Source organism: Mycobacterium palustre (genome assembly GCF_002101785.1).
Taxonomy (GTDB): Bacteria; Actinomycetota; Actinomycetes; order Mycobacteriales; family Mycobacteriaceae; genus Mycobacterium; species Mycobacterium palustre.
Genome location: NZ_LQPJ01000021.1, coordinates 44,028 through 71,017 on the forward strand (window position 1 = coordinate 44,028; position 26,990 = coordinate 71,017).

At 66.2% G+C, this 26,990-nt stretch carries 28 protein-coding genes and 1 pseudogene; 18 read left to right on the forward strand and 11 right to left on the reverse strand.

All coding sequences use genetic code 11. The annotated features are described in order from the left end of the window. Window positions 1–43 precede the first annotated feature (43 nt). The 7 genes from AWC19_RS01815 to AWC19_RS01850 all read right to left on the reverse strand — a co-directional run bounded on the left by AWC19_RS01815 (window position 44) and on the right by AWC19_RS01850 (window position 8,111). Entirely contained in the window at window positions 44–1,465 is a 1,422-nt protein-coding gene (locus AWC19_RS01815; RefSeq protein ID WP_085076388.1) for an MCE family protein, read from the reverse strand. Then, window positions 1,462–2,580 (reverse strand): MCE family protein, encoded by a 1,119-nt coding sequence (locus AWC19_RS01820; protein ID WP_085076389.1) that lies wholly within the window; start codon window positions 2,578–2,580, stop codon window positions 1,462–1,464. The genes AWC19_RS01815 and AWC19_RS01820 overlap by 4 nt, the downstream gene beginning before the upstream one ends. Beyond that, on the reverse strand, window positions 2,581–3,603 hold the full coding sequence (locus tag AWC19_RS01825) for an MCE family protein (RefSeq protein ID WP_085076390.1): 1,023 nt from the start codon (window positions 3,601–3,603) through the stop codon (window positions 2,581–2,583). Then, window positions 3,600–4,814 carry an MCE family protein gene (locus tag AWC19_RS01830; protein ID WP_245848647.1) on the reverse strand — a complete coding sequence of 405 codons (1,215 nt, stop codon included), beginning with the start codon at window positions 4,812–4,814 and terminating at the stop codon, window positions 3,600–3,602. The genes AWC19_RS01825 and AWC19_RS01830 overlap by 4 nt, the downstream gene beginning before the upstream one ends. Window positions 4,815–4,896: 82 nt before the next feature. Then, window positions 4,897–5,742: an ABC transporter permease gene (locus AWC19_RS01835; protein WP_085076488.1), complete on the reverse strand. Its 846-nt coding sequence runs from the start codon at window positions 5,740–5,742 to the stop codon at window positions 4,897–4,899. Window positions 5,743–5,761: 19 nt separating this feature from the next. Continuing rightward, window positions 5,762–6,580 carry an MlaE family ABC transporter permease gene (locus tag AWC19_RS01840; protein ID WP_085076392.1) on the reverse strand — a complete coding sequence of 273 codons (819 nt, stop codon included), beginning with the start codon at window positions 6,578–6,580 and terminating at the stop codon, window positions 5,762–5,764. Between the two features lie 325 nt (window positions 6,581–6,905). Beyond that, window positions 6,906–8,111, reverse strand: a complete 1,206-nt coding sequence (locus tag AWC19_RS01850) for a CaiB/BaiF CoA transferase family protein (RefSeq protein WP_085076394.1) — start codon at window positions 8,109–8,111, stop codon at window positions 6,906–6,908. Window positions 8,112–8,521: 410 nt separating this feature from the next. Between AWC19_RS01850 and AWC19_RS01855 the strand changes: the two genes are divergently transcribed. The 7 genes from AWC19_RS01855 (at window position 8,522) to AWC19_RS01885 (ending at window position 13,931) form a co-directional block, all read left to right on the forward strand. Beyond that, complete coding sequence (locus AWC19_RS01855; protein WP_085076395.1) at window positions 8,522–9,223, forward strand: SDR family NAD(P)-dependent oxidoreductase; 702 nt, start codon at window positions 8,522–8,524, stop codon at window positions 9,221–9,223. 40 nt (window positions 9,224–9,263) lie between these two features. Continuing rightward, entirely contained in the window at window positions 9,264–10,139 is an 876-nt protein-coding gene (locus tag AWC19_RS01860; protein ID WP_085076396.1) for a mycofactocin-coupled SDR family oxidoreductase, read from the forward strand. A 19-nt stretch (window positions 10,140–10,158) separates the two neighbouring features. Further along, a complete protein-coding gene (locus AWC19_RS01865; protein ID WP_085076397.1) occupies window positions 10,159–10,359 on the forward strand; it encodes a ferredoxin in 201 nt (66 codons plus the stop codon). Window positions 10,360–10,373: 14 nt separating this feature from the next. Continuing rightward, window positions 10,374–11,750, forward strand: coding sequence for a cytochrome P450 (locus AWC19_RS01870; protein WP_085076398.1), 1,377 nt, complete (start codon window positions 10,374–10,376; stop codon window positions 11,748–11,750). 120 nt (window positions 11,751–11,870) lie between these two features. Further along, on the forward strand, window positions 11,871–12,284 hold the full coding sequence (locus AWC19_RS01875) for a hypothetical protein (protein WP_085076489.1): 414 nt from the start codon (window positions 11,871–11,873) through the stop codon (window positions 12,282–12,284). Window positions 12,285–12,420: 136 nt separating this feature from the next. Then, complete coding sequence (locus AWC19_RS01880; protein ID WP_085076491.1) at window positions 12,421–13,320, forward strand: hypothetical protein; 900 nt, start codon at window positions 12,421–12,423, stop codon at window positions 13,318–13,320. Further along, window positions 13,317–13,931, forward strand: coding sequence for a hypothetical protein (locus tag AWC19_RS01885; protein ID WP_142280923.1), 615 nt, complete (start codon window positions 13,317–13,319; stop codon window positions 13,929–13,931). Before AWC19_RS01880 ends, AWC19_RS01885 begins: the two co-directional genes overlap by 4 nt. Window positions 13,932–14,126: 195 nt before the next feature. Here the strand turns inward: AWC19_RS01885 and AWC19_RS01890 are convergent, their stop codons facing one another. The 3 genes from AWC19_RS01890 to AWC19_RS01900 all read right to left on the reverse strand — a co-directional run bounded on the left by AWC19_RS01890 (window position 14,127) and on the right by AWC19_RS01900 (window position 17,041). Continuing rightward, window positions 14,127–15,302, reverse strand: coding sequence for an acyl-CoA dehydrogenase family protein (locus tag AWC19_RS01890; protein ID WP_085076399.1), 1,176 nt, complete (start codon window positions 15,300–15,302; stop codon window positions 14,127–14,129). Next, a complete protein-coding gene (locus tag AWC19_RS01895; RefSeq protein ID WP_085076400.1) occupies window positions 15,286–16,284 on the reverse strand; it encodes an acyl-CoA dehydrogenase family protein in 999 nt (332 codons plus the stop codon). Before AWC19_RS01895 ends, AWC19_RS01890 begins: the two co-directional genes overlap by 17 nt. Window positions 16,285–16,360: 76 nt before the next feature. Then, the gene (locus AWC19_RS01900) at window positions 16,361–17,041 is read right to left on the reverse strand and encodes a nitroreductase family protein (RefSeq protein ID WP_085076401.1); all 681 of its coding nucleotides are present in this window, start codon (window positions 17,039–17,041) and stop codon (window positions 16,361–16,363) included. A 14-nt stretch (window positions 17,042–17,055) separates the two neighbouring features. On the opposite strand from AWC19_RS01900, the pseudogene AWC19_RS01905 reads away from it, so the two are divergent. The 5 genes and pseudogenes from AWC19_RS01905 to AWC19_RS01925 form a co-directional block, all read left to right on the forward strand. Next, window positions 17,056–17,307: pseudogene (locus tag AWC19_RS01905) on the forward strand (carboxymuconolactone decarboxylase family protein); the annotation flags it as partial. A gap of 129 nt (window positions 17,308–17,436) precedes the next feature. Then, on the forward strand, window positions 17,437–18,528 hold the full coding sequence (locus AWC19_RS01910; protein ID WP_085076403.1) for an amidohydrolase family protein: 1,092 nt from the start codon (window positions 17,437–17,439) through the stop codon (window positions 18,526–18,528). Between the two features lie 33 nt (window positions 18,529–18,561). Further along, window positions 18,562–19,707: an amidohydrolase family protein gene (locus AWC19_RS01915; protein WP_085076404.1), complete on the forward strand. Its 1,146-nt coding sequence runs from the start codon at window positions 18,562–18,564 to the stop codon at window positions 19,705–19,707. A gap of 1 nt (window position 19,708) precedes the next feature. Beyond that, complete coding sequence (locus AWC19_RS01920; RefSeq protein ID WP_085076405.1) at window positions 19,709–20,110, forward strand: Rieske (2Fe-2S) protein; 402 nt, start codon at window positions 19,709–19,711, stop codon at window positions 20,108–20,110. 16 nt (window positions 20,111–20,126) lie between these two features. Next, window positions 20,127–20,993: an alpha/beta fold hydrolase gene (locus tag AWC19_RS01925; protein WP_085076406.1), complete on the forward strand. Its 867-nt coding sequence runs from the start codon at window positions 20,127–20,129 to the stop codon at window positions 20,991–20,993. A 5-nt stretch (window positions 20,994–20,998) separates the two neighbouring features. On the opposite strand, the gene AWC19_RS01930 is transcribed toward AWC19_RS01925, so the two are convergent. After that, window positions 20,999–21,472 carry a hypothetical protein gene (locus AWC19_RS01930; protein WP_085076407.1) on the reverse strand — a complete coding sequence of 158 codons (474 nt, stop codon included), beginning with the start codon at window positions 21,470–21,472 and terminating at the stop codon, window positions 20,999–21,001. Window positions 21,473–21,514: 42 nt separating this feature from the next. On the opposite strand from AWC19_RS01930, the gene AWC19_RS01935 reads away from it, so the two are divergent. The 6 genes from AWC19_RS01935 to AWC19_RS01960 all read left to right on the forward strand — a co-directional run bounded on the left by AWC19_RS01935 (window position 21,515) and on the right by AWC19_RS01960 (window position 26,986). Beyond that, entirely contained in the window at window positions 21,515–22,813 is a 1,299-nt protein-coding gene (locus AWC19_RS01935) for an NADH-ubiquinone oxidoreductase-F iron-sulfur binding region domain-containing protein (RefSeq protein ID WP_085076408.1), read from the forward strand. An 8-nt stretch (window positions 22,814–22,821) separates the two neighbouring features. Continuing rightward, a complete protein-coding gene (locus AWC19_RS01940) occupies window positions 22,822–23,118 on the forward strand; it encodes a ferredoxin (RefSeq protein WP_085076492.1) in 297 nt (98 codons plus the stop codon). A gap of 78 nt (window positions 23,119–23,196) precedes the next feature. Then, the gene (locus AWC19_RS01945) at window positions 23,197–23,514 is read left to right on the forward strand and encodes a hypothetical protein (RefSeq protein ID WP_085076409.1); all 318 of its coding nucleotides are present in this window, start codon (window positions 23,197–23,199) and stop codon (window positions 23,512–23,514) included. A 111-nt stretch (window positions 23,515–23,625) separates the two neighbouring features. Further along, window positions 23,626–25,281 carry a thiolase C-terminal domain-containing protein gene (locus AWC19_RS01950; protein WP_085076410.1) on the forward strand — a complete coding sequence of 552 codons (1,656 nt, stop codon included), beginning with the start codon at window positions 23,626–23,628 and terminating at the stop codon, window positions 25,279–25,281. Next, window positions 25,278–26,174, forward strand: coding sequence for an alpha/beta hydrolase (locus AWC19_RS01955; RefSeq protein ID WP_085076411.1), 897 nt, complete (start codon window positions 25,278–25,280; stop codon window positions 26,172–26,174). Before AWC19_RS01950 ends, AWC19_RS01955 begins: the two co-directional genes overlap by 4 nt. Beyond that, window positions 26,171–26,986: an NAD(P)-dependent oxidoreductase gene (locus AWC19_RS01960; protein WP_085076412.1), complete on the forward strand. Its 816-nt coding sequence runs from the start codon at window positions 26,171–26,173 to the stop codon at window positions 26,984–26,986. Before AWC19_RS01955 ends, AWC19_RS01960 begins: the two co-directional genes overlap by 4 nt. Window positions 26,987–26,990: the final 4 nt, after the last annotated feature.

Sequence of the window (26,990 nt, forward strand, 5' to 3'; positions counted from 1 at the left end):
CGGGACGAGGGCCCGCATCGTCGCCGGGCCGCCATCCGGGCGATCATTGTTGTGGCCCTTCGTCTGGCAGCAGCATGCCCGACACGGTCGGCGCCGGTGGTGGCGGCACCGGTGTCGACGGTGGCGGCGGCAGCGGCATCGCGGCGCCCGGGATCCGCGCCGGTGGCACCGCCCCCGGCGGTCCCACGGGATCACCGGGCAGGCCGGTGTAGGCCGACACCGCGGGCGGGATTTCGGGTGGTCCGGGTTTTGGACCCTCGCCGCCGGGTGCTAGGCGCGGTTCGGTGTAGAGGATCTTGGAAGGGTCGATCGATTTCTGCAGAAATATGCTGATGGGAAGCGGCGACTCGTTGAAGTTGAGCAGTCGCAATCCGGGACCGAGAAACAGCGAACACAGCTTGCCCGATTCCACCGCGGTGACATTCTCGATGGAGCCGGTCGTCGCGCAGCCAGGCACGGGTAGCGGAAGCAGCATCCCCGAGAACGTGGGATTCGCGAAGTTCATTAACCCGAACCCTCCCACGATGGTTCCGGTGTCGGCGTTGTAGTCGTTGAAGAAGTTGCCGAGCGCATTGGGCGATGTATGCAGGATGTTCTCCAGGGCCATGTGGTGATCGACTAGGTTCTGCGTGACATCGGCCAACCTGGCGATCTGCTCGCTGGTCTGGTTGCGAGTGCCGGCGACGAATCGCTGTACCTCGCCGACCGCCGTCGACAGGTCGGTCAGCGCCGCGTCCAGGTCGGATTTGCTGTCGTCGACGACGCTGGTAAGTGTGGCCAAGCGGTCGTTGAACTGCACGAGCTGAACGTTGCTGTCGCGCAGCGCGTCGACAAAGGTCTGCAGGTTTTTGATGACGTCTACGATGTTGCCGCTGCCGTTGGCGAGGATCCGGCCCACCCCGGACAGCTGACCGAGCGTTTGCCGTAGTTTGTCACCGTTGCCATCGAGCGCGTTCGCGGCGCTGTCGATGAACCGGCCCACCGACGTGCCCGATACGCCGCTTTTGGGCCCCAAATCCGTTGCCAACCGCATCAATTGGGTTTTGACTTCGTCCCACTCCACTGGTACCGCGGTCCGTTCAACCGGTATAACTGCCCCATCGTGCATGACCGGTCCGCTGTCGCGATAGGCCGGTGTGAGTTGCACGTAGCGGGAAGCGACCAGGTTCGGGGCGACGATGACTGCCTTCGCGTCCGCCGGAATGGGCACGCCGCGGTCGACCTCGAGGGTCATCTTGGCCTGCGTGCCCTGCGGCTGAATGGCTTTGATGTGGCCGACTTTGACACCCGAGACCCGCACCTCGTCATTGGGATAGATCGCGGTGGCGGTGGTGAAATACGCGGTGATCGTGCGTGGTCCGAAGACGGTATTGCGGACGAGTACCGCGGCTCCGGCAATGATGAGCCCGGCCAGCACGACCGCCGCCACGGTCGTCAACCTGCCGCGGGGCATCCGGGCGATCATTGCGATCCCCCAACCCTGCCGCCGATCGTGCAACCGGGGCATAGCGGAATACCGTTGTACGGCCAGGGGAACAGCGACCGAGGTACCGGCGAAGGGAAGCCTGGACCGCGGGCCGTGTCGAAGGTGCGGAATCCCCAAAGATAGTCGATGAACGGCTGCAGGATTGCCTCTTGCTGGAGGTTCGGGACGAACGCCGAGTAGGCGTACATATTGGAGATGGCCTCACCGACCGTGATCTCGAATTTCGCGAGGCCCGGCAGCGCTTTGCCGATGTTGTCGCGGTTCTTTTCCAGGACCCCGACCACCCTATTGAGTCTCTCCAGCGTCGGTGCCAACGTGCTTTCGTTGTCGTGCACCAATGCCGTCAGTTGCTTGGCCACCGCCGACGTGTTGGCCAACAGATCCACAATCTCTTGTCGCCGCGCCACCAAGACTTGGAGCAAAGAGTCCGAGTTGAGGATGAGCTTGTTGACCTGCATGCTGCGTTCGGAAAGTACGCCGGTGACGTCGCTGGCACTTTTGAAGAGGTCGCCCAGGGTCTTGTTGCGGCTGTTGAGGGTGCGTGACAGCCGGGTGAGTGCGTCAAAGGCAGGCCCCATCTGAGGCGCGATCTGGTCGAGCGTCGCCGACAACGTGTCCAACGACTGGTTCAGCGCCGTGGTGTTCGTTCCCGCAGCGTCGGTTGTCAGGTCGCTGACCGCTTCGGTCAGCGAGTAAGGCGAAGACGTGCGCGAGACGGGGATGAGAGCCATCGGATGCAACGTGCCGCTGCCGGCGGACTCCAGCGTCAGCACCCGCTCGCCCAGCAGCGTGCCGGTGCGGATGTGCGCGGAAGTCTCCGACCCGAGCAGGATGTTGCCCTTCATCGCGAACGTCACCAGCGCATCGCCGTGTCGCAGCTTCACATCCGACACCGTGCCGACCTTTATCCCCGACACCGTCACGGGGTTGCCCGTCGCAAGACCGCCGGCTTCGGAAAACAGCGCCTGGTACCTGACCATCGTCGCCCAGGTGATGAACCGGTCGGGCGACAGCCCCACCAGGATGATCAGTACGATCAAGATCGCACCGATGAGTCCGGCCTTGACGAGCCCCGTTCCGCGATACCTCAGCATTTAGGGTTCCGTGCACCTTCCCGCATCTGACCTGAAAAGGTTCGCTCTTACCGTCCTGCCCTGTAGATCGGTGCCGCGGATCGACAACTGGCACAGGTAGTACGGGATGGTGGCGCCGGTTACGCCCAGTCGGACCAGCTTGCGATAGTTCTTGGGCGCCTTGGCGATTGCGGCGTCGAGGCGGTCCTTGTCCCCATCGAGTATCGGCGCCAGCCGATTCAATTGCGCTATGGTGCCCGACAGCGGCGGCCGCGCGCTGGCCAGCAGATCCGCCAGCGAGGCGGTTCCCTTGTCCAGGGCGTCGATGGCGGACCCGATGGTGTTGCGGTCGTCGGATAGCCCACTGACAAGCCGCTCGAGACGATCGACCGCACCGGAGAACTTGGTGCCGTCCTTCGAGATCGTGCCGATCACGATGTTGAGGTTGTCGATCAGTTGCTGCACGGTTCGATCGTTGTCCGCCAAGGCGTTCGAAAACGAGGTCGCCTTGGCGAACAGGGAATCGAGAGTGCCGCCTTGCCCCTGGAAGACCTGCAACAGCGCCGAGGTGAGTGCGTTGACATCGCGCGCATTCAGGCCCTGGGTAACGGGTTTCAGGCCGCCGAGCAGCAGATCGAGGTCGAGCGCCGGCGCGGTGCGGTTGACCGGAATCTGACCGCCGGGCGGCAGACGCTTGGTCGGGCCCGGACCGTCGACGAGCTCGAGGTAGCGATCGCCCACCAGGTTGAGGTAGCGGACCGCCGCCCGGGTGCCCTCGGTGAGGACGACGCTGCGGTCGGCGTCGAACTTCACCACGACCTTCTTGTCGGGCTGCAGCGAAACGCTGTTGACCGTGCCCACCCGGATCCCGGCGACCCGCACCGACTGCCCCGCTTTGAGCCGCGACACGTCGGTGAACACCGCCGAATAGCCGGTCGTCGCACCCGTGCGGTACTGGCCGAAGATGAAGAACAGGAAGGCGGTCAGCATCGCCATCACGACGGCAAAGATCGCGAACTTGATCAGCGTAGCGCGCGTTCTCATCCGGGTTGTCCGATCTGCGCTGGGTTGCGTGGCGGGCCCGCGATCGGCCCGTACAACAGCTGTTTGAGGAGGTCGGAGTCGATCAGCAGCTGTTGGTTTCCGTACCCCACCGGGTTGGCGCCGATATCGGCAATCAATTGCGGCGGGTTGGTGTTGAACGGCAGCTTAGGCAGGCCCATGCAGTGCGGGCCGCCCGTGGCCGCAACCTTCGGCAGGTTCGTCGGATACCGATAGCGTTCGGCGCCCCAGGTCAGGCTCGCCGATATGTTGATGCTCGGTTCCGGCAGCGGAGCACCGTGCGCTATCTGTATCAGCCCGCCGAAACTACAGGTGAGCGCTGGACTGTACTCGTTGGTCAGATCGGTGGTCGGCACCAGCAGATGCATCACATCCGTCAGCGGTTGGCGGTTCGTCGACAAGACGTCGTTGCCGATGTCGGCCAATCCGATCGCGCTGATCAGCAACGCATCCAGGTTGTGCTGCTCATCGACAACTGTCTTGCTGATCCGGGTCGCGTTGGAGGCGGTTTTCACCAGGTTCGGTGCCGCGTCGGCGTAGGCGCTGGACACCGCCGGCAGGACTGAGAGGTCATGCCTGAATGCGGGAAGGCTCGGCTCCAGTCTGGCCAGAAACGAATCCAGGTCGCTCAGCGACTGGCCCAGCTGTGGGCCCCGTCCACTAAACGCCTGCGCGAGCGCACCCAGTGACTCGTTGAGCTTAGGCGGGTCGATCTGGGCCAGAACGGACACCAATTGTTGGAACACCGTGTTGATTTCGACCATGACGTGTTGGCCCTCCAGCGTCTGGCCGGCGTGGAGCCGTTGGGCCGAGGGCTCGGCGGGTGGTACCAGTTCGACGAACTTCGCGCCGAATACCGTCGATGACGTGATGTCGACGAGAACGTTGGCGGGAATGAACTTCATCTCCGACGGGTACATCGCCAGGTGAAGCGCCGCTTGCCCGTTCGGCAGCGACTCGATTGAGGCCACCCTGCCCACCTGCACGCCGCGCAACTTGACTTTCGCGTCGGCATTCATCACCAGCCCGGCTCGCTGCGAAATGACGGTCACCGGCACGGTTTTGGTGAAGTCGCCCTGAAACAGGGCCACCGCCAGCGCGAAGATCGCGATCACCACGGCGACGGTCGCAAGGCCCGCCAGCGGCCGCGCGTAGGACCGGACGCCGAAGTGCTGCCCCGGCGAAGCTCCGATCGGCCCTGCGGCACTGGTGGTTTCGGACCGATGGATGGGACCCGGCCCGAGATTTCTCGTCACTTACGCGCTCCCACCTCTCCTATCCCGATAGGTTGAAGTTGCCGTTGCTTCCGTAAATGGACAACGAGACCAGTAGCGTTACCGACACCACGATGACGAGCGAGGTGCGCACCGCGTTTCCTGTCGCGACGCCCACCCCCGATGGTCCGCCGGAAGCGAAATATCCGTAATAGGTGTGTATCAGCAAGACGGTCAGGGCCATGAGGATCGCTTGCAAAAACGACCACAACAAATCGATCGGGTTCAGGAACGTGTTGAAGTAGTGCTGGTACAGCCCGGAGGACTGCCCGAGCAGAAACGTCGTGGTGAACTGGCTCGCGACGAACGACAGGATGACCGCGATGGAGTAGAGCGGCGTGATCGCGAGCATCCCGGCCAGGATTCGGGTGCTGACCAGGTACGAAATCGGGCGGATAGCCATGCTTTCCAGCGCGTCGATCTCTTCGTTGATCCGCATCGCACCCAGCTGAGCGGTCACCCCGGCGCCGAAGGTTGCCGCCAGACCGATCCCTACGACCACCGGTGCCGAAATCCGCACATTGATGAACGCGGCCAAAAAGCCGGTCAGCGCCTCGATGCCGATATTGCCCAGCGACGAATACCCTTGCACCGCCAGTACGCCACCGGTGGCAAGCGTCAAAAACCCGACGATGACCACCGTTCCGCCGATCATCGCCAAAGTGCCTGCGCCCATGCTGATCTCGGCGATCAGCCGGATGACTTCGCGCCGGTAGTGAACCGCCGCGAACGGTGCAGCGGCTAGCGCCTTTCCGTAGAAAAGCGTGTGATCGCCAATTCGGCCGAGCGTACCCACCGGGCGTTCGAGTTGGCGGAAAAGCCTGGGATAGGCGGCTCGCAGCGTCATCATCCGCGTCTTTCCGCCGTCACTTCGCAGTCATCTTGATGCCGATTGCTGTAACCAGCACGTTCACGACGAACAGCGACATGAAGGCGTAGACCACCGTCTCGTTCACCGCGTTCCCGACGGCCTTGGCGCCCCCGCTGCTGATTATCAGGCCGCGATAGCAGGCAACCAATCCGGCGATGAGGCCGAAAAGCGCTGCCTTGACACACGAAATGATGACTTCCGGCACGCCGGTCAGCAACGTGATCCCCGCAGCGAAAGCGCCCGGATTGACGTCTTGGACGAACACCGAAAAGATGTAGCCGCCCACGATGCCGATGATGCAAACCAAGCTATTCAGCAGCAACGCGACGAGCCCGGCGGCCAGCATTCGAGGCGTGACCAAGCGTTGCACCGGGTTGATCCCCAGCACCTCCATCGCGTCGATCTCTTCGCGGATGGTGCGCGAGCCCAGATCCGCGCAGATCGCCGTCGCACCCGCTCCCGCGACGATCAACACGGTCACGACGGGGCCGACCTGGGTAACCGCGCCAAACGCCGCCCCCGCACCGGACAAATCGGCCGCGCCGAGTTCGCGCAGGAGAATGTTGAGCGTGAAGCTGATCAGCGTGGTAAACGGGATGGCCACCAACAAGGTCGGCGCCAGCGAGACGCGGGCGATAAACCAGGACTGCTCCAAGAACTCGCGCCCCTGAAACGGCCGGCGGAACGCGAATTTGATCGCGTCGGCCGACATCGCGAACAAGCCCCCGACCGCCTGCATGGGCCCGGAGAGGTTGCCTTTCAGCTTCAGCGGAGGCAATCCCGGTGACCAACGGTCGCCACGGTTATCTGCCATAGGCGTCAAATCCTCCCGGCGTCACGAGACCGCTAGTCTGAAAAATTGGCCGCGGCGACACTGGATTCGTGTGGTTCAGCGCGAAATGCTTAGCGGGCAAACATATTTCGGCACGTATGCCGGGTGAGGCGACCGCTACCATCCTCACGCCACTCCTCCGTTCTGTCGCGTGAGTTGGCGCTCCAGGACCAGGGGCCCCAAGTCTTGAAGCGTCCGGCGATTATGACTCATGCCGCGTCCCGTGGGAACGAAAAATCTAAAACCGTTATCGGACAGCCCTTGTTCGGCTTGGACACCACCGTGCCGGGTCCGGTCCCTATGACACTCATGTGACCGCACCGGCCGTCTTGAGTTCGATGATCCGGTCCCAATCGAGCCCGATCTCCATCAGTATTTCGTCGGTCTGCTCGGCGAATCCGGGCGCCGGTCCCGTCTGCGGCGCGGTGACGTCGAACTGGACCGGGTTGGCGACCAAGTCGAGTTCACCTGCGCGCACCAGATACTCGTTCGCGCGGATCTGTGCGTCGTCGACCGCCTGCAACGTGTCCTGCACCGGCGCCCACGGGCCGGCGAGCGTGGCGAAGCGTTCGCTCCACTCGGCAAGGGTGCGGGTGGCGATCACCTTGGTCAAGATCTCCACGGCATCGGCGGTATGGGCGGCAATGCTTTCGGCGGTGGCAAACCGCGGATCGTCCGCCAGCTCGGGCAGGTCGACGTGCCGGCACACGTCGGCCCAGAACTTGGTTGGCTGCATCATCACCAAAGAGATGTAGCGGCCGTCGGCCGTCGCGTAGACGCCCACCAGCGGGTTGACCGGCGACCCATGGATGCCGGGCGGCGGCGCTTCCAACCGCTGCCCGAGGTGCTTAGTCAACGCCACCGTGTGGCCCAACGACCACAGGCCGCTGCCCAGCAACGACACATCCACGACGGACGGCACTCCGGTGCGTTCGCGTTTGAGCAACGCCGCGGCGATGCCTCCGGCCAGGTTGGTGCCCGAAATGGTGTCACCGTAGGCGGGCCCCGGCGGATTGATCATCCCCTCGTAACCCATCGGGGTGATGGTGGCCGCCGTTCCGGCCCGGCACCAGAACGCGGTCATGTCGTAGCCGCCTTTGGTCGCCTCCTGACCCCGGGGGCCGAGCGCGCTTCCGCGCGCGTAGACGATCGACGGGTTCACCGCCCGGATGTCGTCGACGTCGATGCCGAACTTCTGCCGGGCATCGGGCAAGAAACTGGTCAGGAACACATCGGCGCGGCGGGCCAGCTCATAGAGCACCTCCCGGCCCTCAGGCACCGACATGTCCAGCCCGATGCTGCGCTTGCCGCGGTTGGCATGCTCGATGTTGGGGTTCGGGTCGCCTTCGACGCGCAACATGCCGGTCTGGCGGAGCCCACGCTGGGGGTCCCCGGTGACGGCGTGCTCGACCTTGACCACGTCGGCGCCCCACTCGGCCAGCACGGCACCCGCCGACGGGACGAACCCGTACATGGCGACCTCCAAGACGCGGATGCCCTCCAGCGGCCTCATGCGGGAACCCCCTGCGCCGGAACGACGGGAAACGTCGCGTTCAGCAATCGGCGGTTCGAATGTGACTCGGACGCGGGGGCTGTAACAGTTACCAAGGTGGTCCCCAGGGCGGCGTCGGCCGTGTCCTGCGCTGGCATCCAGGGCCCCCTCATTGTGGTGGCGGTCACGAAAATTTCATTCTCTTCCGGGGCGAATCTTACATTCGACTCTCGAGAATTCAAGAAATCTCAGGAATCCAGAACCCGCGGCTGACCAGCCCGAAGCTGGCGCTCGTCGACCTCTTGGCGCAGGCCGCGCGCGATTTTGCACCGGTGTTGCACGCGACTTCAGACCGAGAGTAAGGTTCTCATAATCGTAAGCGTGATTCTTTGTGGGCGAGACGGGCCCCCGTTGGAAAGTGAAGGCTCGAGGTGAAGACCGCTGTTGTCACCGGTGGCGGATCCGGAATCGGTCGGGCCGTAGCGCAGCGCCTGCGCGCCGACGGGCTTGACGTCGCCACGATCGATCTCAGGCCACCGGACGCCGACCTCGCGTTCACCGCCGACGTTACCGACCGAGCACAGGTGGATACCGCCCTCTCGGCGATCCGCTCCCGGCTGGGCCCGGTGGCGGTTCTGGTAAACGCGGCGGGCCTGGACGGGTTCAAGCGCTTCACCAACATCACGTTCGAGGACTGGCAGCGGGTGATCGACGTCAACCTCAACGGGGTCTTCCACACCATCCAGGCCGTCCTGCCGGACATGGTCGAGGCCGGCTGGGGGCGGATCGTCAACATTTCGTCGTCGAGCACGCATTCCGGCGCGCCCTACATGGCTCACTACGTGGCGGCCAAGTCCGCGGTCAACGGGCTGACCAAATCGCTGGCGCTCGAGTACGGACCCAACGGCATCACGGTCAACGCCGTGCCCCCCGGTTTCATCGACACCCCGATGCTGCGCGCCGCGGAAAAGAACGGGTTCCTCGGCGACATCGAGGAGACCATCGCCCGTACCCCGGTGCGCCGGATGGGCAAACCCGAGGACATCGCCGCCGCGTGCGCCTTCCTGGTGTCCGAGGAGGCCGGCTACATCACGGGTCAGATTTTGGGCGTCAACGGCGGCAGGAACACCTAGCAACACCAAAACAACACCGCAGCACCGACAAGGAGAAGATGTGGGAGACGGCGCACAGGGCCGCGTCAGGGGCAAGGTTGCCTTCGTCACCGGCGCGGCACGCGGTCAGGGCCGCAGCCATGCGGTGCGCCTGGCCGAGGAGGGCGCCGACATCATCGCCGTCGACCTGTGCCGTGACATCGACTCCATCGGCTACCCGATGGCGGCGCCCGAAGACCTCGACGAAACCGCCAGGCTGATCGAGAAGACCGGCCGGGGCGCGGTGATCGCCCAGGCGGACGTGCGCGATGCCGGACAGCTGAGCGCGGCGCTGGACCGCGGACTGGCCGAGTTCGGCAGGCTCGACATCGTGGTCGCCCAGGCCGGCGTCGCCGGCATGAAGGGCCAGCCCCCGCTGCGGGCGTGGTGCGACGTGATCAACACCAACCTGATCGGCACCATCAACGCGATCCAGGTCGCGTTGCCGCACCTGAACGCAGGCGCCTCGATCGTGGCCACCGGGTCGACCGCCGCGCTGATGGACACCGCCAAGAAGGACAACCCCGGCGCCGACCCGGGCGGCATGGCCTACATCCACTCCAAACGGGCGCTGTCGCACTATGTCCACGACTTGGCAACCGAACTCGCCCCCTTGGGGATTCGGGCCAACGTGGTTCATCCGACGAACACCAACACCCCGATGCTGCAGAGCGAGCCGATGTACCGCTCGTTCCGCCCGGACCTCGAGCACCCCACGCGCAGCGACGCCGAGCCGGTGTTCGGCGTGCAACAGGCCATGAAGGTTCCCTACGTCGAGCCCGAGGACATCAGCAACGCCGTCCTGTGGTTGGCCTCCGACGAGGCCCGGTACGTGACCGGCATGCAATTGCGCGTCGACGCCGGCGGCTACCTCAAGTGGTACGACTACCGCGATTGACGAACCTTAAGGAGACACCGTGAAGGTCTGGGTCGACTCAGAACGCTGCCAGGGCCACACCCTGTGCTCAATGATCGCTCCGGATTCGTTCCAGCTCAGCGACATCGACGGCAGCTCGTCGGCGATCGACGAGGTGGTGCCCGCCGATCGGGAGGACCAGGTCCGCGAAGCCGCACAATCCTGCCCCGAGCAGGCCATCATCATCACTGACGAAACATAAAGGGAGACAGCGCATTGAGTGTCGACGACAGCGTTGCTGACCATGTCAGTGACAGCGATCGCAAGCGGATTCGGTATCACTTCGAACGCCACTCCCCCGAGTACCGCTCGAAATTCAAGGCGATCACCGAGGAGATGCACGCCCGGTGCCCGGTGGCCTGGAGCGACACCTACGGCGGCCACTGGGTGGCGGCCGGCAGCCACGAGGTGTTCGAACTGGCTCGCTGCCCCGCGGTGTCCAACGATCACGACGTCAATAACGAACGCCGTGGCTACAAAGGCATTTCGATCCCCACGGCCAGCCGCATCAACGGCGTGCGCGGCGGCATCCTGGAGATGGACGACCCCGAGCACCGCATCTATCGCAACGTGCTCAACCCTTATCTGTCGCCGGCCGCGGTCAAGCGGTGGGTGCCGTTAATCGACGACGTGACGCGGGCCTGCCTGGATGAACGGATCGAGCAGGGCAGCATCGACTTCGTCGATGATCTGGCCAACATCGTGCCGGCAGTGCTGACGCTCGCGCTGATGGGCATCCCGCTGAAGAAATGGAAAATGTACAGCGAGCCCACGCACGCCGCCGTGTACACCCCTGAGCACTCGCCCGACATTCAGCGGGTCACCGAGATGCACCGCCAGATGGGTCTCGACCTGGTCAACAACATGATCGAGATCCGCGAGCATCCGCGCCCGGGGGTGGTCAACGCCCTGCTGGAGATGCGGATCGACGGCGAGCCGGCCCCCGACTTGGAGATCCTGGGCAACCTCGGCCTACTCATCGGCGGCGGCTTCGACACCACGACGGCCCTGACAGCGCATTCGCTCGAATGGCTTTCGGAAAACCCCGATCAGCGCGAGCTCCTCAGCAAGCACCGCGACACGCTGCTCGACCCAGCCACCGAGGAGTTCCTGCGTTACTTCACCCCGGCGCCCGGCGACGGCCGAACCTTCTCCGACGACGTCGAGCTCGACGGGACGCGCTTCAAAGAGGGTGAGCGCCTGTGGATCTCGTGGGCCATGGCCAATCGCGATCCCTCGGTCTTCCACGATCCAGACAAGATCATCCTCGACCGTAAAGGCAACCGGCACTTTAGCTTCGGTCTGGGGGTGCATCGGTGCATCGGCTCGAACGTGGCGCGGACGGTGTTCAAGTCCATGCTGACCGCGGTCCTCGACCGGATGCCCGACTACCGCTGCGACCCGGAGGGCGCGGTGCACTACGAGACCATCGGCGTCATTCAGGGCATGCGCAAGCTGCCGGCCACCTTCACGCCCGGGCCCAGGCTCGGCGCGGGCCTCGACGAGACGCTGGACAAGCTGCAACGCATCTGCGACGAGCAGGAACTCGCCAGACCGATCACGGAACGCAAGGAAGCCGCAGTCATCGACTAGGAGTTCTCGAGCCCGTTGACTGCCCCGATATTCCCGAGTAGGCCTGTTCAGCGTGGCCGCGCCTTATATTCGAGGCTAACGCGCACAGAGACGGGAGACGCAGCGGTGAGGATTTTCGCGATCAGCCTTGCGCTTGCCACGGCCGCGCTGACTGTTACGCCGACCGCCCACGCAGACATGGTGCTCGGGAACTACAGGTTGGACACGAACCGGGATCCCGGCCACAGCTGGCTTTGGGCGATCAACCCGTGCGCTCCTCCAGGGCCGGGATGTTTGACCATCCAAGCGATTCCGCAGCCCAACGGTCAAGCGGCGCCCTATAAGGCGGATGCACATCTGTCCAACGGCCGCTACACCATGGCCGTCGACGTCCCCGATGGTGTTCGTTGCGTGGTGCAGTTCTTTCCCTCCCATGACGTCTACTCGTGGGATGCGGTCTCACTGACCGGTCAGGTGGTCTCCACGTTCGACACGGGATGCGGCGGCGGGCCCGGCGGCACCGACACTTACCCGTTCTCGCTTGTGCGATGGTAGCGACGGCCGCCCTGCCCTTCGGAAACCGCGTCTTCGACGCGCATCGATTCGCCGACCGCTTTGCTATCAGGAATGGTCAGTACAGTGCGAGATACCGGAATTCGGTCGATGACGATGGTGACGGGTGGTAATCGGGGTGGCTGAGGCGCAAAAACCGCCGGACGATTCGGCCAAATCACCAGCCGACGTGAAGGCGTTGCTCGAAGAAGCTGAGGCAGAAGCCGCCGAAGCCGAGGCACTGGCCGCCGCGGCGCGCGCCCGGGCGCGCGCCGCCCGGCTCCGGCGTGAAGCGCTGGCCGAGGCAGCCGAAGCCAAAGAGCAGGCCGCCGATGCCGAAGCGCCCGCCGATGCCGGAGAGCGCACCGATGCCGCCGAGACCACGCAGGCCGCCGAGACCACTCTGGCCGCCGAGACGACCGAGACGACCGAAGCCGAAGAGCCACCCTCGGACGTCGACGACACCGTCGAAGATTCCGGCGCGGAAAGCGATGCAGAAGCGCCCGTCGCCGCCGCAGGACAGCGATCGAGACTGGCGACGTTGCGACGGCGGTTGCCGTCGCCGTCCACGGCCCTTAAATGCGTGGCCATCGTCCTCATCTGTGTCTTTGCCGGCGTCACCGGATACATGGCGTGGCAAGACCACGAGGCCGCCGACCGCACAAACCGCGCCGCCAACTTCGTGGCCGGGGCCAGGCAGGGCATCGTCAACATGACCTCCCTGGACTTCAAACGGGCCAAGGAGGACGTCCAGCGAGTGCTCGACAGCTCCACCGGCCAGTTCAGGGACGACTTTCAGCAGCGCGCAAAGGATTTCACGACCGTAGTCGAGCAATCCAAGGTGACTACCCAAGGGACGGTCAACGCGGCGGCGCTCGAGTCCATGAACGGGAATTCCGCATCGGTACTGGTCTTGGCGACGTCCAAGATCACCAATGCCGCAGGCGCCAAGGACGAACCGCGCGTGTTTCGGTTGAGGGTGACCGTGACCGAAGACGGCGGCCAGTACAAGATGTCGAAGGTGGATTTCGTAGCGTGACCGATAACGACACCGAAATCGACGAGACCGCCGAAGAAGCAAAGGACGCCGACGCCGCCGACGCCTCGGTCGAGGACTCCCCCAAACGGGAGACACGCCAGCCACGGGCCCGGTCCCGCGTACTGCGCAATGTCCCACTCGTTCCCGTCATCCTGGTCCTCCTGCTGCTGGCATCCGCCGGTGCGGCGGCGTGGATGTACTTCACGCGGTACCAGCCGAATCAACGCACCGACCCCGCCGTGGCCCGGGCGGTGGTCAACGCGGCGACCGACGGAACCGTTGCGTTGCTCTCTTATTCGCCGGAGTCGCTCGACAAGGACTTCGCCACCGCCAAGTCCCACCTATCCGGCGATTTCCTCTCGTACTACACCCAGTTCACCGATCAGATCGTGGCTCCGGCGGCCAAACAGAAGTCGCTCAAGACGACCGCGCACGTTGTCGGGGCAGGGGTGCAGGAGTTACATCCCGATTCGGCCGTGGTGCTGGTGTACGTGGACCAGGCCACGACGAGCAAGGACAAACCCGATCCCGCGCTGTCGGCCAGCACCGTGCTGGTGAGCATGACCCGCGTCAACGGCAACTGGTTGATCACGAAGTTCGACCCCATCTAAGCGATCGGCCGACTTCGGCCGAGCTGGCAACCCACCATCACCCCCGCCGAAGTCCGGTGAGCGCGACTGGCCGACCGCCGGAACGGCCTTCGCGACCGCGCTGCCCTGGCCGGCCGGCTGGGCGCTCCCGAGGCGCCGCGGATTCCCTTGCCCGGCAGACCCGTCTGCGCCCGCTGTGTAGCCCCTTCGCCCAACCTAGCCGCGCGGCAGCCCGAGCACCCGCTGGGCGATGATGTTGCGCTGGATCTCCGAGGTTCCCCCGGCGATCGTGCCGGAAAAGCTGCGGGCGTAGCGCTCGAACCAGCTCGAGAAGTAATGGTCCAGGTTCATGTGGGCGTACGGTGCGGTCTGCCCCGGCTGCAGGAGCCCGTCGGCACCCGCCGACGTCAACGCGAGTTCCATCCCGCGCAGCTCGGCCTCGGAACCGAGCAACTTGAGCACCGAGATAGCGGCCACGTCGTCTTCGCCGCGGGCGGCGCGGGCCAGCGCCGCCGAACCCAACAGGCGAAGCGCCTGTCTGTCCATGATCGTCGAGGCGTACGCGTCACGCTCGACCGCGGTGTTGGGATGGAAATCGTCGATCATGTTTTCCAGCCGATCCGCGAAACCCAGCCACATCATGGTGCGCTCGTGGCCCAGCGACCCGTTGGCGACCGACCAGCCCTGGTTGAGTTCACCGACCAGGTTCTCCACCGGCACCCGAACGTCGGTGAAGAAAACCTCGTTGAAGTCCAAGTCGTCGATCGAGCAGATCGACGCGAAGGGTCGGCGCACGACGCCGGGAGTGTCGGTCGGGATCAGCAATGCGCTGATGCCCTTGTGTTTTGGCGCGTCGGGGTCGGTTCGCACGAAGGTCAGCAGGACGTCGGCGTCGTGGGCCCCGGACGTCCACACCTTCTGCCCGTTGACCACGAAGTGGTCGCCGTCCAGCACCGCACGGGTGCGCAGCGACGCCAGATCCGAGCCGGCGCTGGGCTCGCTCATGCCGAGCGAGGCCGTGATCTCCGCGCGCAGGATCGGCACCGCCCAACGTTGCTTTTGTTCGTCGCTGCCGAACGACAACAGCGATGCACCAACGATGTTCACGCCTTGCGGGTTGAAGCTGTGGTAGATGCGGCGGCGGCTGAGTTCCTCCAGGTAGACGAACTGCTGCAGCACCGTCGCGTTGCGACCACCGAACTCCGGCGGCTGAGAGGGCAACAGCCAGCCGTTGTCGAACAGCAGCCGCTGCCAGCGCCGCGCCCACTGTGGCATGTGGGAGACGGATTTCGGGCGCTCCAGCGTTTCGCTTGCGGCAGGCAGGTTTTCGTCGAGGAAGGCCGCGAACTCGGCCCGGAACGCCTCGACGTCGGGATCAAAAGTCAGCTGCACGGTACTCCTCCGCGATGCGCGCGCGATGGTGAGCCGCGCCGCCAAGCAGGTGCTCGCCCGCCTTGGCCCGCTTGAGCGCGAACTGCAGGTCGTTCTCCCACGTGAAGCCCATCGCGCCGAAAAGCTGTAGGCCGTGCCGGAATACCAGCGACTGGCACTCGCCCGCCGACGCCTTGGCCATCGCGGCGGCCAGCCGCCGCCGCGGGTCGTCGGCCGCGATCGTCAGCGCCGCGAAGTAGGACAGCGCCCGGGCCCTTTCCACCGCCACGTGCATGTCGGCGGCCTTGTGTTGGACGGCCTGAAAGGACCCGATCGGTACGCCGAATTGGTGGCGGGTGCGGACGTGCTCGAGCACCAGGTCGAGGATCCGTTGGCAGGCACCGACCATGGTGATCGCCATGCCCGTCAACGCGCTGTGGTGCGCGCGCTCGGGGTCGACGGCCAGCCGGGCGGTGTCGGGCACTCGAACCTCGGCGAACGACAGGTCGGCCACGTGAAGGACGGGATCGAACACCGCAGAGCGGCGGGCCGAGACCTGACTGGCCGCGACGACGAACACCCCGGCGTCCGTCACCACCGCCAACCGGTCGACCCGGTCGCCGTCGAGGACGTGCCGTGCCGTCCCGTCCAGCACCCAGCCGTCGGCGTCCCGGTGCGCCGAAACCCCGCCGCGCACGGCCGTCCCCGACTCGTGCGGGTCGAACTGCTCGCCGGCGAGCGGCGCAAACTGGCTCATCGTCGCCAGGAACGGGGTGGGATCGGTGGCTCGGCCGAGCTCTTCGAGCACGATCGCCAGTTCCACGGCGCTGGCCGGGTCGTTCAGCTCGGTCCAGCCCTGGTCCACATAGGACTTCCACAGCGGGCTCGGATCGACGCCGTCTTCGGCCACGCTGCGTACCAGCGACGGTGGGCACTGCTTGGCGACGGCATCGCGGACCGTCTTCTGCCACAGCCGCTGATCAGCGTCGAACTCCAACAGCATGAGGGCCGCCTCCCGTCGTCACCACCGGAGCGAGAATAACATTCTCGCTCGCGGAATCGGTAATCTCAAAATTCGGCTATGAGGTGCAAGACGCGCGGACGGTCCGCCTAGGGGCGCCCAGCAGGTCACCGGCCGGCCGGTCCCACCTGTCGAGGTTGGCGAACTCGGCCAGCGGGCGGCGGCGCAGCGGCCCGTGCCGGCCCTTTGGCCAGCCGACCACGATGTGGCCCGCGATCATCCAGTCGTCGGGCACCCCGACGGCGTCGCGCAGCAGCCGCTCGCCCCCATACGACGCCCAGCTGGTCATGCAGGCGCCGAGGCCCTGGGCGCGGGCGGCGAGCAGGAAGTTCTGCATGGCCGGGAAGATCGAACCGCCGAGCAACAGCTCGGATGCGGTCGGATAGTGCTGCTGGGCAAACAGCACCGACGTGAATTCGCCGGCGCGGTCGTGCAATTCGTAGGTCGCGCGGTAGGTGCGGGCCCGCCGGCTGGTATCGCCGTCGGCGGGCCGGCTCATCCCGTACACCGGCTCGATCACTTCCAACGCGTGCGCGGCGGCCTTGGCCACGACGGCCCGCTGCTCGGGCGAGCGCAGCACGACGAACCGCCATCCCTGCGCGTTGGCGCCCGACGGTGCCCACCTGGCCGCCTCCAGGCACCGGGCCAGCGTCGCGTCGTCAACCGGCCGGTCGGTGAACCGGCGGATCGTCCTGGCCGTCGACATGACCTCCCAGATGTCGTTGCTTGGTCCCGTCATGCTTCTCTCCGTCCATGATCTCGGTCCTCAACCGGCCCAACGAATTGCGCACTCACGTCAAAGCGGCGCTGACCAATGGCGTCGGCCGCGACGAAATCCGCGAAATCTCGCTCCAGCTGGCCAGCTACGCGGGCATGCCCACCGCCGTCGACAGCTTCCGCATCGCCTGGCCGCGCTCGAACGCGGAGGGCGCTTACCGGCAGCGCGAGAATGGTATTATCCTCATTAAAGAACGATACTCACCCATCAGTCGGCAATACCCATGACTACCAGCGCAGTTGCTAATCGAAACGCTTACCGATGCCCCATTGAATGACCCCTGTGAGAATGTTAGGTTATCTATCATATGGCCCGGCCGGGTTTATTTTGGCTGACCGCGTTGAGGGACGGCTCTCGTGATCGAACACGCTGACGGGGCGCGCACGCCGCTGATCGACGCCAGCGTGCACATCTTCTTCCCGTCGAACAAGGACCTGCGCTCGTTTTTGCGCGAGCCGTTCAAGAGCCGCGGTTTCCCCGACTACGAAATGGACTGGTACGGCGCACCGGGTGGCGAGTACGCGCCGAACACCGAGGGACCCGACGGCCAGTACCCGGGGTCGGATCCCGATTTCGTTGCCAACGAGTTGTTTTCGAAGCGCGGCGTCGACGTGGCGGTGCTGCACCCGATGGGCCGCGGCATCATGCCCGACCGGCACCTGGGCACCGCGCTGCACGCGGCGCACAACGAGATGATGGTGTCGCGCTGGCTGGAGCACGAGCAGTTCGGCGACCGGTTCCGCGGCACCATCCGGGTCAACCCCGACGACATCGCCGGCGCCCTGCGCGAGGTCGACAAGTGGCGGGCGCACCCGCGCGTGGTCCAGATCGGTGTGCCGCTGCAATCCCGCGAGCTCTATGGCAAGCCGCAGTTCTGGCCGCTGTGGGAGGCCGCCGCCGACGCGAACCTTCCGGTAGCGGTGCACATCGAATCGGGCGAGGGCATCGGCTTTCCCCCGACGCCGTCCGGGCACACGCAGACCTACGAGCAATACGTCAGCTTCATGGCGCTGAACTACCTCTATCACCTGATGAACATGATCGCCGAGGGCGTGTTCGAGCGCTTTTCGGGGGTGAAGTTCGTCTGGGCCGACGGCGCCGCGGATTTCGTCACGCCGTTCATCTGGCGAATGGACACATTCGGCCGGCCGCACCTGGAACAGACGCCTTGGGCGCCGCGGATCCCGAGCGACTACCTTCCGGGCCACGTCTATTTCGTGCAGGGCAGCTTCGACGGTCCGCCCGACGCGGAGTTCGCCGGCGAGTGGTTCGGCTTCACCGGCAAGGACGACATGGTGATGTTCGGATCGAGCTATCCGCACTGGCAGCACAACGACGTTCGCAGGCTGCCCGGATCGCTGTCGGTCGAACAGCGCGACAAGCTGTGCTGGCGCAACGCGGCCAACCTGTACGGGATCGACGTTTCTGTCGACCTGGCCGCCGGCTAGCCGCAGAATGAGGAATGAACAAGGGAGATCACGATGACGCTGACATACACGCAGGAACGTGTTCCCGCCGCCGAGCGCATAGCCGTCCGGTGCGTCGACTCTGACGTGCACCCGGTGCCCAAGCGCGGGGAGATCACCGCGTACATCCCCGAGCCCTGGCGCAGCAAGTTCTTCCTGAGACACAAGGTGGGCGAGCTCATCTACTACGACGCCCCCGACTACGCGCACGCGTTCGCGATGCGGACGGACACCTTCCCGCCGGACGGCGAGTTTCCCGGCAGCGACCCGGACATGGCGTTTCGCCAGCTGATCATGGAGGCCGGCTCCGACATCGCGATCCTGGAGCCCGCGGGCCGGTCGCCGCGCCAGCCCGAAGCCCACCAGGCGTTCTCCAGCGCGCTCAACGACTGGCAGGCCAACCACTGGCTCGACAGCCACAACAACTGGCACGAGCGCTGGCGTGGTTCGATCTGTGTGGCGATCGAGGATCCCGACGGTGCGGTCCGCCAGATCGAGAAATGGGCCGGGCACCCGTACATGGCGCAGATCCTGATCAAGGCCGAGCCGCGGCCGTCATGGGGCCACCCGAAGTACGACCCGATCTGGGCGGCGGCGACCAAGCACGACATCACGGTGAGTTGTCACCTATCGCGCAGCAACTACGAGTTGTTGCCGACCCCGCCGGTGGGTTTCCCCAGCTACAACCACGACTTCATGGTGACCTACTCGCTGCTGGCCGCCAACCAGGTGATGAGTTTGATCTTCGATGGCGTCTTCGACCGGTTCCCGACGCTGCGGATCGTGTTTGTCGAGCACGCGTTCTCGTGGATCCTGCCGCTGATGTGGCGTATGGACGCGATCTACGAGGCGCGCAAGTCCGAGATGGACATCAAGCGCAAGCCGTCGGAGTACGTCAAGGAGCACCTCAAATTCACCACCCAGCCGCTGGACTACCCGGAGGACAAGACGGAGCTGACCCGCGCTTTGGAGTGGATGGAGTGCGAAAAGATTCTGCTGTTCTCCTCCGACTACCCGCACTGGACGTTCGACGACCCGCGCTGGCTGGTCAAGCACTTACCCAAGGCGGCCCGGGAAGCGGTGATGTACAAAAACGGGATCGCGACTTACAAGCTCCCGGAGACCGTTCCGGTCCTCGAGGGTCAGGTCCGGGTGCTCTGAGTTGACGCAAGAAACCCCGAAGCGGCCCCAGCCCCGGCTGGCCCAGGGCCGCGAGCATGTCGTCGCCACCGTGGACGAGATCCCGCCGGGCAGCCACAAGCTGGTGCCGATCGGTCGCCACGGCGTCGGTGTCTACAACGTGGACGGCACCTTTTATGCGATCGCGAACTATTGCCCACACCAAGGCGGTCCGCTGTGCTCCGGGCGTCCGCGCGGACGCACCATCGTTGACGAGACCGCCGCCGGGGACGCGGTCATGGTGCGCGACATGGAGTACATCTACTGCCCCTGGCATCAGTGGGGTTTCGAGCTGGCGACCGGCACGACCGCGGTCAAGCCGGAGTGGAGCATCCGCACCTACCCCGTGCGGGTCGTCGGAAACGACGTTCTGGTGATGGCGTGAGGCGATCGGAGAGCCGGTGTCTTCTATCGAGGTGAATGGTGGCAACGTCGTCTACGAAATCCTCGGCGACACAGGCGATCTCATTGTTCTGACACCGGGAGGCCGGTTCAGCAAGGAAATCCCCGGTTTGCGTCCACTGGCCGAGGCGCTTGTGGCCGGTGGCTATCGGGTGCTGCTGTGGGACCGGCCCAACTGCGGTGCCTCCGATGTGCAGTTCTACGGGCAAAGCGAGTCGCACATGCGCGCCGAGACGCTGCACGGCATGCTGGGCGCGCTGGGTGTGGAGCGGTGCATCCTGGCCGGGGGATCCGGTGGGGCAAGGGATTCCCTGCTCACCACGATGCTCTATCCCGAGCTGGTCGAGAAGCTGGTGGTATGGAACATCGTCGGCGGCATTTACGGCACCTTCGTGCTGGGTTCGTACTACGTGGTGCCGAGCATTCTGGCCGCGCGCGGGACCGGCATGGACGGCGTGGTCAAGGTGCCCGAGTGGCGCGAGCGCATCGAGGAGAACCCGAACAACAAGCAGCGGTTCCTCGACTTCGACAAGGACGCGTTCCTCAAGGTGATGCTGCGCTGGCTCAATGCGTTCGTATCCAAGCCCGGGCAGACCATTCCCGGCGTCGACGACGAAATGTTCGACCGCATCAAGGTTCCCACGCTGATCATCCGCGGCGGCGAGAACGACTGGGATCATCCCAAGCGAACGTCGCTGGAGGTCAGCTGCCTGATCAAGGGATCGAAACTGATCGATCCGCCGTGGCCGGAGGATGCCTGGGAACGCGCCTCCGAAGACCGCGCCGCGGGCCGGGTGCAGCACTTCAACATGTTCGACACCTGGGTGCTCGCCGCGCCTTCGATCCTCGAATTTTTGGACAGCTGATGCGGTTACACGACGCGAATGTGCACCTCGCAGTTCAGCGAGGCCTCGAGGGCGGTGTGCACCCGGCTTTCCGGTATCCGCTCGAGGTCGGCTTCGCGCAGCGTCACCTCGACGATGTCGTAGCCGTCGTCGCCGGGCGTCCGCACGATCTCGCCGGTGAGGCCGAAGCCGGCCAGCACCCCGCGCGCGTCGTCGTCGGTCCCCCGACTGACGAAGGTGACGACACCGGCCACCGGCGCGGTGCCAAACGCCTGGGCGCACAAGGTAATTCCGACTTGCTTGACCGCGTCGGCGTCATCCCCGGCGATCAACACCTCCACCGCGCGGCGGCTCGGGGGCATGGCCGCGAGATTGTTTTCGACCACGTCCGCACCATGCTCGCGGGCCAGCGCGAGGAGCGCGGTCATGCCGTGGTCTAGCTGCGCGGCCGTGAGCGCGCCCGACGGGTCGACGTTGATTCGCACCACGGCAGTTCGCATGTGCGCAAGGCTAACCCGCCTCGCCACCCGGGAGGGAAGCTGATGGACACCAGCACCGCGCCGGGCATCACAGTCACCACCTGGCCCGGGTGTCCGTCGCGCCTGCTCGGCGACCAATCCGGGCGCGGGCGGGAGAGCTACCAGGCTTACCGCAACCTCGGCGGCTACCGTCCCCTCGCCGACGCCGACGAACTGCTCGGCGAGGTGGAACGCAGCGGGCTGCAAGGGCGCGGCGGCGCGGCCTTCCCTCTCGCGGTAAAGCTGCGGGCCGTGCGCGACAACGGCCGCCTCGCCGGTGACCCGGTCGTCGTTGCGAACGGCGAGGAGGGGGAGCCCGCGTCGATCAAGGACCGCTGGTTGCTGCGGAACCGGCCCCACCTGGTTCTCGACGGGCTGCGCCTGGCGGCGGCGACGGTGGCGGCCCGCCGGGCCTACGTCTACGTCTCGGACCCCGAGGCCGCCCGAAGCGTCGAAGCCGCGCTGACGGAACATGCGTTCGACGACATCGCGATTGAGGTGTTCACCGTCGCCCCGGGGTACATCGCCGGCGAGGAGACCGCGGTCACCCGCGCGATCAACGGCGGCCCGGTCAAGCCGACGGACAAGCCGCCGCGGCCCTTCCAGAAGGGCGTCGGCGGGCGGCCCACCCTGGTCAGCAACGTGGAGACGTTGGCCAACCTGCCCTTCGTGCAGGAGCGCGGCGCCGCGGCGTTCCGCGCGCAGGGCACCGCGTCCTCGCCCGGCACCTTGTTGGTCACCCTGACCGGTGCCGGCCGGCCGCCGGGGCTTTACGAGATTCCCCACGGCCTGCCGTTCCGCGAATTGGTTGCCCACCATGGTATTTCGCCCGATCGCGTCCAAGGCGCGCTGCTGGGCGGCTATTTCGCCGGACTGCTCAACCGGGCCGTGCTGGACGCCACCCTGGACCACGAGACGCTGCGGAGCCTCGGCAGCGGCCTGGGCTGCGGTGCGATCGCGGTGCTGGCCGACGAGTGTCCCGTCGCGGTCGCCGCGTCGGTGCTGGCGTACTTCGACCGCGAAAACGCCGGGCAGTGCGGTTCGTGTTTCAACGGCACCGCGGCGATGGCCGCCGGCGCCGCCGCGCTGCGCGACGGCACCGCCACGTCGGAGGACCTGGAGCGGCTGCGGCGCTGGTCGGTGACGCTGCGCGGCCGCGGCGCCTGCGCCACGCTGGACGCCGCGACCAACGTGGCGGCAACGCTGCTCGACCAGTTCCCGCAAGCGGTGGCCGGGCACCTGGGCGACGGCTGCGGGCCCTGCCGTAACCAGATGTTCAGCGCCGAACGGCCTTTCGAGGCGGAGGCGGTGGTGTACGCGTGACCGACGGCATGAAAGTCCACCTCGACCGCACACTGTGCGACGGCTTCGGCATCTGCGCCAAGCACGCTCCCGAGTATTTCTCGCTCGACGACTGGGGCTACGCCTCTTTGATCGGGGACGGCACCGTGCCCGAGGCCGACCGAGACGCCGTCATGCGCGCGCTGATGGATTGCCCGGCGCACGCCATCATGGAGTTGGACGAACGCCGACCCGATGACGTGGCGCGTCCCCCAGACGGCGCCGACGATCCCGCCGCGCGCCTCAAGGTCGAGTCGAACGAAGCGGAGTGGGGTTTCACCCGCTGACCGACGCCTGGTTGGCCCGGTGCCGAAGGCATAAGCTGAAGCGATCAAGGTCGGGATGGTCCCTCCGGGAGGCCCACCATGAGATTGTTGGTACGTTCGGCCGCCGCCGGCGCGGCCGTGTTCGTGTCGATGGCGGTCGCGGGAATCGCGACGCCGGCGCTGAGCTCGGCGGAATGCGGGTCCAATATGTCGAACGATCCCGTGACAGGTGCGTGCACCATGCCACCTCCGCCGCCTGACTGGTATAGGGCTCCCCCGCCGTACGCGCCCTCGTTCGCGCCGCCGGATGCCCCACCACCTCCCCCGTGGCCGCAGTGGGCCCCGCACGCCCCGATGTGGAGCAACGGCTTTCACCAATGGGGCGTTTACGTCGGCGGGGTGTGGGTGCCGCTCTGACGGCCCCGCACATGGCGCGGCGCGCCTAGATCGTGCCTGTTCGGAGGTGATAACGTAATTCTCCGATTAGTATAACGGGCCTACCGCCCGACACCTACTCGTGGAGGTGACGTGTCAGCTGCACCGGGACGCCCGCTGCCCCTGGTCACTCTCGACAACGAGTTTTTCTGGACGTCCGGTGCCGACGGCACCCTGCGACTGCAGGAGTGCCGGGCCTGCCAGTCGTTGATCCATCCCCCGGCCCCGGTGTGCCGGTACTGCCGATCCCGCGATATGGGGGTGCGGGCCGTCTCCGGCCGGGCGACGTTGGCCGGATTCACCGTCAACCATCGGTTCAGCGTGCCCGGAATGCCCGCACCCTACGTCATCGCGCAGGTGGCGATCGAGGAAGACCCGCGGGTTCGGCTGACCACCAATATCGTTGAGTGCGAACCGGATCGGCTCAAGCTCGGCCAAGTGGTGGAGGTCGTCTTCGAGCACATCGAGGACGTCTGGCTGCCGCTGTTTCGCCCTGTCGCGGACGCGGAGCCCGCCGCGCTGCCCGACGACGAGATCGCGCCCGAGCGATTCGGCGAGCATGTCCGCCCGATGCTGACGGCCGAAAAGTTCGAGGACAAGGTCGCGCTCACCGGGATCGGGATGTCGCCGATCGGGCGCCGGCTGATGCAGCCGCCGCTCGCGCTGACCGTGCAGGCCTGCGAGGCCGCGATCGCGGATGCGGGGCTGACGTTCGCCGACATCGACGGCCTGTCGACGTACCCCGGCGGGGGCAACCTCGGCGGGTTCGGCGAGGGTGGGGTCACGGCGCTGGAGGCGGCGCTGGGCATCCGGCCGACCTGGCACAACGGCGGCATCGAAACGTTCGGGCCCGGTGGCTCGGTGATCGCCGCGATGCTCGCCGTCGCCGGCGGGCTGGCCCGTCACGTGCTGTGCTTCCGGACGCTGTGGGAGGCCACCTTCAACGAGCTGATGAAGCAGGGCAAGATCACCCCGTCCATGGGACGCACGGCCGGCTGGCAGTTCCCGTTCGGCGCCACGTCGGCGGCCCACACGCTGGCGATGAACGCGCAACGGCACTTCCATCGTTACGGCACAACCAAAGAGACGCTGGGCTGGATCGCGCTGAACCAGCGCGCCAACGCCGAACTCAACCCCACCGCCGTCTACCGCAGCCCGATGACGATGGACGACTATCTCAATGCGCGGCCCATCACCACACCCTTCGGCCTCTACGACTGCGACGTGCCGTGCGACGGCGCCATCGCCGTCGTCGTCTCCGCCGCCGACGCCGCCCGCGACCTCGCCAAGCCGCCCGTGCTGGTGGAGGCGGTGGGCACCCAGATCGTCGAGCGAATCGACTGGGACCAAAGCACTCTCACCCACGAGCCCCAGGTGCTGGGTCAGGCGGCGCACGTCTGGACGCGCACCTCACTGCGGCCCGCCGACGTCGACGTCGCCGAACTCTACGACGGCTTCACGATGAACTGCCTGTCCTGGATCGAGGCGCTGGGCTTCTGCGGAATCGGTGAAGCCAAGGATTTCCTCGACGGCGGCAAGAACATCGCGCGCGACGGCCAGCTGCCGCTGAACACCCACGGCGGCCAGCTGTCGCACGGCCGCACCCACGGCATGGGCCTGCTGCACGAGGCGATCAGCCAGCTGCGCGGGGAGGCCGGCGACCGCCAGGTCCCGGGCGCCCGCGTCGGCGTGGTCAGCAGCGGCGGCCTCACCCCGAGCGGGGTGCTCCTGCTGCGGGCGGATGCATGACCGCGCGCATGACGGTGCGCCCGCGGGTGGTGATCGTCGACGGCGTCCCGATGTCGGCGTTGGTCGCCGAGGCACCCGAGCCCAAGGCCGTGATCGTGGCCATCCATGGCGGAGGCACCACCGCCATCTACTTCGACTGCCCGGGCCACCCTTCGTATTCGTTGTTACGCTCCGGCGCCGCAGCGGGATTCACCGTGGTGGCCCTCGACCGACCGGGCTACGGCAGCTCGGCTCCCTACCCGGAGGCGATGGTCGAGGGCGAGCAGCGTGTCAAGCTGGCTTACGGGGCGATCGACCGCATTCTCGGCGAACGACCAAGCGGCGCCGGATTGTTCGTGTGGGGCCACTCGGGCGGGTGTGAACTGGTGCTGCGAATGGCCGCCGCCGAGCGCGGCGCGGGGCTGCTCGGCATCGAGCTCGCGGGCACCGGCCGGCATTATCACCCCGCGGCTCGGGAAATACTGAAAACGGCGACCCGCGAAAACCGACCGCCGGGCATGCGCGGCCTGCTATGGAGCCCGGAGGAGCTGTACCCGCCCGAGGTCCTCGGCGGTGCGACGGTCTCCCCGTCGGCGCCGGCCTACGAGGACCAGATGGTGTCGAACTGGGCCCGCCAAACCTTCCCGGAGCTCGCGCCCGCCGTTCGCGTCCCGGTGCACTTCAGCGTCGCCGAGCACGAAAAGGTCTGGCAGGCCGATGATTCGGCGGTAGCCGAAATCACCGCCCTGTTCTCCAGCGCGACTCGGTTCGTCGTTCATCGGCAACCGGGAGCCGGGCACAACATCAGCCTGGGCCACGCCGCCGCCGAGTACCACGCGAAAGTCCTTGCGTTCGTGGACGAATGCGTCGCTGCGCGAACTGCTGAACCGGAAGACGATTTGGAGGCGGGGTGAGGGTCGGTTTCATCGGGCTGGGCAGCCAGGGCGGCCCGATGGCCCGGCGGATCGTCGAGGCCGGCTACGAGACGACGCTGTGGGCGCGCAGACCCGCCACGCTCGAGCCGTTCGCCGACACCCCGGCGATCCTGGCCGAGTCACCGGCCGCGCTGGCCGCGGGCTGCGATTTGGTCTGCCTGTGCGTCGTCGGCGACGCCGACATCGAGGAGATCACCGGAGGCGAGCGCGGGCTGCTGGCGTCGATGCCACCGGGCGGCGTCATCGCGGTCCACAGCACCGTGCACCCCAACACCTGCAGGAGGCTAGCCGAAACGGCTGGCGCCCAAGGCATTTCGGTAATCGACGCCCCGGTGAGCGGCGGCGGACCGGCGGCGTCGGAAGGGCGCCTGCTGGTGATGGTCGGCGGCGACGCCGACGTCGTCGAACGGTGCCGCCCGGTGTTCGCAACCTACGGCGATCCCGTCGTTCACCTCGGCGACCTCGGCTCGGGACAAACCACCAAGCTGCTCAACAACCTGCTGTTCACCGCCAACCTGGGCACCGCGGCCACGGCGTTGTCGTTGGCCGACGCGCTGGGGATAGCCCCGGACCGATTCACCGAAGTCGCCTCGCGCGGCAGCGCGAACAGCTTCGCGCTCAACGCCCTTGGCGGGATCGGCGGCCTGCAACGGTTGGCCGGTCTAGCGGGCACACTGCTGCAAAAGGACGTCCGCTTGATCGTCGAACTCGCCGAGCAGGCCGGGACGACAGGTGGGGCCGTGCTGGAGGCGGCCGATGCCACGTTGAGCTTGATGGGTCATCCGCGGTGACGGC